This is a genomic window from Candidatus Hakubella thermalkaliphila, from assembly GCF_013281975.1.
Taxonomy (GTDB): domain Bacteria; phylum Actinomycetota; class Humimicrobiia; order Hakubellales; family Hakubellaceae; genus Hakubella; species Hakubella thermalkaliphila.
In genome coordinates this window covers 1-7,370 of the sequence record NZ_BLRZ01000098.1, presented here as the reverse complement: position 1 = coordinate 7,370, position 7,370 = coordinate 1, and the positions used below count along the sequence as shown (strand labels likewise).

Genomic DNA, 7,370 nt, shown 5'->3' with positions numbered 1-7,370 from the left:
CCATGCACCGCGGCGCACCACGTCGCATGAAAATTGGGTTATTTTCAAGGGAGATGATATGAAGAATCTGGTGGTTTTAGCCTATTCAGGGGGATTAGATACCTCGGTGGCCATAAAATGGCTACAGGACAACTGCAATTTCGAGGTGGTAGCTCTGGTGGCTGATGTGGGCCAGCCCGGGGACCTGGAAGTCATCAGGAAGAGAGCTTTAGCCAATGGGGCCAAAGAAGCGTTGTTGGTAGATCTCAAGGAAGAATTTGTAGAAGGGTATATTGCGGCAGCTCTTAGAGCCAATGCCCTGTATCAGGGGAAATACCCGGTATCTACTGCTCTGGCCAGACCTCTTATTGCTCAGGCTCTGGTAGCTCATGCTCATGAGTATGGGGCTAGAGCCGTGGCCCACGGTTGTACTGCCAAGGGGAACGATCAGGTGCGCTTTGATGTCTCGGTGGCTCTTTTAGATCCTTACCTGGATATTATTGCTCCCGCCCGGGAGTGGAAGATGAGCCGGGAGGAAGAGATCGAATACGCTCTGAGGCACGGGCTGGATATTCCCGTGACCAAGAGCTCCCCCTATAGCGTAGATGAAAATCTATGGGGGAGGAGCATTGAGTGTGGCCTCCTGGAAGACCCCTGGTATGCGCCTGGTGAGGATGTTTATGAATGGACTTGCTCTCCCAAGGAGTGTCCCGCCGACCCTCTCTATGTGGAAGTAGTCTTTGAGCGGGGAATTCCGGTACAGTTGGATGGGGTCTCCCTCTCCAGGGTAGAGATCCTTCGCCGACTAAACCAATTGGGCGGCACCTACGGTGTGGGGAGGATCGACATGATGGAAGATCGGGTAGTGGGTATAAAATCTCGGGAAATCTATGAGTGCCCGGCGGCCACCATTTTGATTACTGCCCATGCCGATCTGGAATCTTTAGTGCTGCCCAAGGATGTTCTGGACTACAAAAGAGGCGTTGACTACCTCTATGCCGATCTTATCTATAGCGGCAAGTGGTTTTCCCCTCTTAAGGAGGCCCTGGACGGTTTCATTTCTATTACCCAGGAGAGAGTCAATGGAACAGTTCGGCTCAAGCTAGAATGTGGCAGGTGTGTGGTGGTAGGCAGGAAATCTGATTACTCTCTATACGATCCCGCTCTGGCTACTTATGGAAAGGGTGATCTCTTCTCCCACCAGAGTGCCAGGGGATTTATCGAGCTTTATGGCCTGCCCATGCGAACCTGGGCCCTGAAGGGAGACGAAGCGGATGAAGAAGCTCTGGGGCAGTAGATTCACCCAGGAGACAGAAAAGAGAGCTCTATCCTTCACCAGCTCTTTGTCCTTCGATAAGAGGCTTTATCGCTATGACATCCTGGGCAGCATAGCCCACGTCAGAATGCTTGCTTCTTGTGGCATAATTTCGGAGGGCGATGGTGAGGTGATTGTGGCTGCTCTTGAGGAAGTGGAGAAAGAGATGTTCCATGATCAGTTCTCCTATCTGGAGAGCGATGAGGACATCCACACTGCCATAGAGAGAGGGGTAGTGGAGAAGGTGGGCAGCGAAATTGGGGGCAAGCTACATACCGCCCGCAGCCGCAATGACCAGGTAGCCCTTGACCTCAGGATGTACCTCAAAGATGAGCAGGCCAAAATTATGGCTTTCTTGGGGGAGCTCATAGAAGTGGTCCTGTCTCTGGCCCACCATAATCTGGATCTTCTCTTTCCTGGTTACACTCATCTACAGAGGGCCCAGCCGGTTCTTCTCTCCCATCACTTCATGGCCTATGGGGAGATGCTCCGCCGGGACTATGAAAGGCTGGAGATTAATTTCGAACATACTGATCACATGCCCTTGGGCTCCGGAGCTCTGGCTGGTGTATCCTATCCCGTGGACAGGGAGATGTTGGCCCGAGAGCTCAAATTTTCCAGAATTACCCGAAACAGTATGGACGCCGTAAGCGATCGAGACTTCGCTTTGGAGTTCCTGAGCAATGCCTCCATTCTGATGGTCCATCTCAGTCGTCTGGCAGAGGAGATGATTCTGTGGAGTACCTCCGAGTTCGGCTTTATTGAGCTCTCTGACCGCTATGCTACTGGAAGCAGCATGATGCCTCAGAAGAAAAATCCCGATATCTGGGAACTGGTCAGGGGAAAGGTCGGAAGGGTTATAGGTAACCTCGGCTCCCTTTTGGTAGTTCTTAAAGGTCTTCCTTTAAGCTATAACCGTGATCTGCAGGAAGACAAGGAACTCGTTTTTGATACTGCTGATACGGTTAAAGAAATCCTTCCTCTAGTAGGGGATGTTCTTCGGAGCACGAAAATAAACCAGGACAGGATTGCTGCCTCCACGAGTAGGGGTTTTCTGACTGCTACCGATATGGCTGACTATCTGGTGAAGAAGGGAGTCCCCTTCCGGAAAGCCCATCATATTGTGGGCAAGGTGGTTCTTTATTGTTCTCAGAACTCCCTCACCTTTGAGGAATTAGGGATGGATATCTACAAGCAGTTTGATCGCCATTTTGACCAGGATATCTATGAGGTAGTTTCTTTGTCCAAAAGCATTGCCTCCAAGAACATTGTGGGTGGTACTGCCAGGCAACAGGTAGCTTATCAGATTGAAGAAACCACCCGGTGGGTGGAGGAGAAAAAGGAAGATCTTCGCAAGTTGAGAGAAAGATGTTATTTTGTATAGAGATGCCTAAAATAGGTGGGAGAACTACAGGGATCTTTTAAACTTGTCAATGGAGAAATGGCGTCCCTGCAAGAAGGGCCAAATTTCAGTATTTGGCCCCCCTGCGAATCTAAATCGGACGGTAAATTGACCCAAAATCTGGTTTTTGCAGTTCCGCCAGAAATAGATGGGGAAGACATCTACGGCAAGTAGACCGAAACCAAAAACAGTGCTGGCAGGGTTTTAGCAGTGGAGGCGGGGGATAAAAATGCCCATGGCCACCGGCATCACCGTTACTAATCAAGATATAGCCAAAATCCTGCGGGAGATAGCCGAGCTTCTGGAAATAAAAGGGGAGACTTACTTTAAGACCCTGGCCTATACTCGGGCTGCCGATACTGTAGATAAGCTGGATTTCGACCTCAGCGAGGTCAAAGGGGAGGAGGAGCTTCGCCAGATCAAAAACATCGGCTCCTCCATCGCCAAAAATATCTGGGAAATTCTACAGGGTAGGGAATGCCAGAAGCATCGCGAACTCCTCCTCCAGTTCCCTCCCACCCTCCTGGAGCTCCTGGAGATTCCTGGCCTGGGGCCTAAGAGGGCCAAGGCTCTCTTTGAATCAAGAGGGGTTCGCTCCATAGAAGACCTGGTAGTACTGATTAAGGATCACGGACTGCGGGATCTCCCTGGCTTTGGAGAAAAGACGGAGCAGAACATCCTGCGAGGTATCGAACAGTACCGCCGACATAGAGAGAGATTGACCATCTTCAGGGCTGATAGCATCTCCCGGCGCATTGTGGAGGAGCTCAGGAGGAGAACTGGCCTGGAGCTCATCTCCCCAGCAGGCAGCTTACGCCGCATGAGGGATACTATAGGAGACATCGACATTCTTGCTGGAAGCGCTGAGCGGCCCTACGTCATAGGCGAATTCTGTAACCTCAGCTCTGCTTACGAAGTTTTGGCCCGAGGAGATACCAAGAGTAGCATTCGTACGGCAGATGGCATCCAGATAGATCTGCGGGTGGTGGAGCGCGACCGTTACGGCTCGGCTCTCATGTATTTTACCGGCTCCAAGGAGCACAACGTCCAGGTGCGGGAGATCGCCGTAGCCCTGGGCTATAAGTTGAACGAGTACGGGCTCTTTGAGAGAGCCAGTGACCGTCTGGTGGTCTCGGCTACGGAAGAGGAGATCTACGGACGACTGGGACTGCAGTTTGTTCACCCTTATCTTCGAGAGGCCCGGGGGGAGGTGGAGATGGCCAAAGAGGGTAAGCTACCCAGGATCGTCTCTCTGGAAGAAGTGAGAGGAGATCTCCACGTCCACTCCACCTATACTGATGGAGGCAACTCCATCAAGGAAATGGCTCTGGAGGCTAAGAGGATGGGGTATGAATACGTGGGCCTGACTGATCATGCTCTTAATCTGAAGGTGGCCTCGGGGCTTACAGTCAAGGATCTAAAGAGGCAATTTGAGGAGATTGACTATCTTAATGAAAAGCTCGGAGGAATTCGCATTCTTAAGGGGAGCGAGCTCAATATAGGGCTGGATGGCAGTGTGGACTACGATCCAGAGATCCTGGCTCAGTTTGACTTTACGGTGGCCTCTATTCATGGAGGTTTTGGCCGGAGCCGAGAGGAGCAGACCCAAAGGCTAATCCGGGCCATGGAAAACCCCTACGTCACCACCATCGGCCATCTCACGGGAAGAATCATCAACAAGAGAGAGCCTTACCAGCTTGATCTGGAAACGGTGCTGGAGAAGGCGGCAGAGACTGGTACCATCCTGGAAATAAACTCCTTTCCCGATCGTCTGGATCTTAAAGATGACGACATCTTTCGAGCCCGGCGTTACGGCATAATTTTCTCCCTGGGCACGGATGCCCACAGTACTCAGCATATGGAGCTCATCCGCTTTGGGGTGGCCACGGCTGGAAGAGGCTGGTTGGAGAAAAAAGACCTTATCAATACTTACCCTCTGCCCGAACTTCTGAAGATATTTGGGCGTAAGAAGGCCAGGCTCTAACTTCGTTTGGACAGTCCCATCTGGATTCCTCTTCCAATTCCTTCGAGCAATAGACCTGGGAACTTCGATATGTTAATATGGGGAACCAGCTCACAGAAGGGGAGAGAGTTGGAAGCAGAAATAAAGGGACAGTTAGAGGTAATCAAGTCCAGGGCCGTGGAGCTGATTTCGGAGGAGGAACTGGCCAAGAAACTGGCTGGCTCCTTGAGATACAATCGTCCCCTGAAAATCAAATTGGGTGTGGATCCCACAGCTCCAGACATACATTTGGGTCATTGCGTAGTTCTGGAGAAACTTAGAGAGTTCCAGGATCTGGGCCATGTGGCCATTCTTATTATCGGTGACTATACAGCCAGGATCGGTGATCCCTCTGGAAGATCTGAAGCGCGACCACTCCTTAAACCAGAGGAAATTGAGAGAAATGCCCGGACCTATGTAGAACAGGTCTTCAAGATCCTGGATGAAGATAAGACCAGGATCCTGTTCAACAGCCAGTGGCTGGAGCCCCTGAAACTGGAGGATATAATCCTTTTAAGCTCCAAATTTACTCTGGCCAGACTCCTGGAAAGGGACGATTTTCAAAAGAGATTCAGGTCCGGCCTACCCATCAGTCTTCTGGAGTTTCTGTATCCCATTATGCAAGCCTACGACTCGGTAGCCATAGGGGCCGATGTAGAGCTGGGAGGCACAGAGCAGAAATTTAACCTGCTGGTGGGCCGGGATCTCCAACGTGAGTATGGGCAGGAACCCCAGATAATCCTGACCATGCCCCTCCTTGTGGGTACCGATGGAGTTAACAAAATGAGCAAAAGTCTGGGTAACTATATCGGTGTCAGTGAGGAGCCCCAGGAGATCTTCGGAAAAGTGATGTCTATTCCGGACAGTGTCATCATCGACTATCTGGAGCTAACCACAGATTTGGATCCCCAGGAGATTCTTCGCCTTAAGAAGGGAATGGATGAAGGTTCTCTGAACCCAGGGGATGTAAAAAGGATGTTGTCCCGGAAGATAGTCCAACGTTTCTACTCTGAGGAGAAAGCCCGGGAAGCAGAGAGGGAGTTCAACCAGATTTTCAGAGATCATGAGCTCCCTTCCCATATTCCGGAGCTTTTTCTTTCTTCTGTCATAGATCTTTCGGACGGAAAAATCTGGATTGTCCAATTACTCAGAAAGGCTGGTCTTGCTAATACTAACAGTGAGGCCAGAAGACTGGTCGAACAGGGTGGCGTAAAAATTAATGGCGAGACTGTTGCCGATGTAGAGCTGGAGCTGAACCAGGATCAATTAAAGAGATCTATTCTTCAGGTGGGTAAGCGGAGGTTTGTCCGATTGATCTGAGATATTTGCCAAAGAATTTGATCGGCGTAGACCTGGGGGGCACCAAAATTGCCGCTGGGCTACTTAACCAGGAAGGGGAGATCCTGGACCGCCTCCAGGTACTGACCAATGCCGCGGAAGGTCCCTCGGCTGTAGTAGGGCGTATAATCGAAGTCATTCAGAAGATTATGAGTAGATCTGATCTTGAGCGGGAGGATGTGATGGGTATAGGTATCGGTGCACCAGGACCTCTCAACGTCAGGACTGGGGTGGTTATCTCTCCTCCCAATTTGCGCGGGTGGCACAATGTTCCTCTTAAGGGCCTGGTTGAACAAAAGAGGTATGCCTCTTGACATATAGTGATAGAGCGACTATAATTCAAATTGTTCCAGTGGGTGCTGCAAGGGCAAGGAGAATTGTTGTTACAGCATCGGGAAGATATACAGATGACAACTGAATATAAGGAGGGCAACAAAGCTCGATAGGAAGTCGAAGAGTGACAAGCGAGCTTAAAATCGGGAGTTTTGTTGCCACCAGATGGTGGCAATTTTATTGTGGGCCGTGTTGCCTCAGATAAGAATCTAGCCCAGAGGGCTTGACAGTGAGCAGGCTAGATGATATTCTACTCACAGTTGGGGAGAGTTGTTCTTTGAAAACTAAATAGTGTGTCTGAAGCCAGCTCCCGGTAATTCATTACCGGTTTGTATTTGATGGTGAAAACTCTACTGCAGAAGTAAAAGGCTGAGAAGTCTTGACATTTTTCATGGAGAGTTTGATCCTGGCTCAGAACGAACGCTGGCGGCGTGCTTAACACATGCAAGTCGAGCGGTCCAAGAAGCTTGCTTTTTGGATAGCGGCGAACGGGTGAGTAACGCGTGGGTAATCTACCCAGAAGACCGGGATAACCTTCCGAAAGGAAGGACAATACCGGATAATCTTTCTCCTTCGCATGGGGGGGAAAGAAAAGTTGGGCCCTCAAAGCCTTTCGCTTCTGGATGAGTCCGCGTCCCATTAGCTAGTTGGTAGGGTAATGGCCTACCAAGGCTATGATGGGTAGCCGGCCCGAGAGGGTGTCCGGCCACACTGGGACTGAGACACGGCCCAGACTCCTACGGGAGGCAGCAGTGGGGAATCTTGCGCAATGGGCGAAAGCCTGACGCAGCGACGCCGCGTGAAGGAAGAAGGCCTTCGGGTTGTAAACTTCTGTCGGCCGAGGAAGAAGGTCCTTTGGGCTGACGGTACTCGGCAAGGAAGCCCCGGCTAACTCCGTGCCAGCAGCCGCGGTAAGACGGAGGGGGCAAGCGTTGTTCGGATTTATTGGGCGTAAAGAGCGCGTAGGCGGTTTTTTCAAGTCAGATGTGAAAGCCTTGGGC

Annotated in this window: 5 protein-coding genes and 1 rRNA gene; all 6 read left to right on the top strand. The window is 51.0% G+C overall.

Translation table 11 applies throughout. The features are described from left to right. Positions 1–58 precede the first annotated feature (58 nt). Entirely contained in the window at positions 59–1,276 is a 1,218-nt protein-coding gene (locus tag HW443_RS08590) for an argininosuccinate synthase (protein ID WP_176236016.1), read from the top strand. Further along, positions 1,254–2,678: an argininosuccinate lyase gene (gene argH / locus HW443_RS08585; RefSeq protein WP_176233164.1), complete on the top strand. Its 1,425-nt coding sequence runs from the start codon at positions 1,254–1,256 to the stop codon at positions 2,676–2,678. Before HW443_RS08590 ends, argH begins: the two co-directional genes overlap by 23 nt. A gap of 253 nt (positions 2,679–2,931) precedes the next feature. After that, positions 2,932–4,680 carry a DNA polymerase/3'-5' exonuclease PolX gene (gene polX / locus HW443_RS08580; RefSeq protein WP_176236980.1) on the top strand — a complete coding sequence of 583 codons (1,749 nt, stop codon included), beginning with the start codon at positions 2,932–2,934 and terminating at the stop codon, positions 4,678–4,680. A gap of 108 nt (positions 4,681–4,788) precedes the next feature. Further along, positions 4,789–6,018 (top strand): tyrosine--tRNA ligase, encoded by a 1,230-nt coding sequence (gene tyrS, locus HW443_RS08575; RefSeq protein WP_258188992.1) that lies wholly within the window; start codon positions 4,789–4,791, stop codon positions 6,016–6,018. A gap of 17 nt (positions 6,019–6,035) precedes the next feature. Next, the gene (locus HW443_RS08570; protein ID WP_176229100.1) at positions 6,036–6,350 is read left to right on the top strand and encodes an ROK family protein; all 315 of its coding nucleotides are present in this window, start codon (positions 6,036–6,038) and stop codon (positions 6,348–6,350) included. 407 nt (positions 6,351–6,757) lie between these two features. Then, positions 6,758–7,370 (top strand): 16S ribosomal RNA (locus HW443_RS08565); the annotation flags it as partial.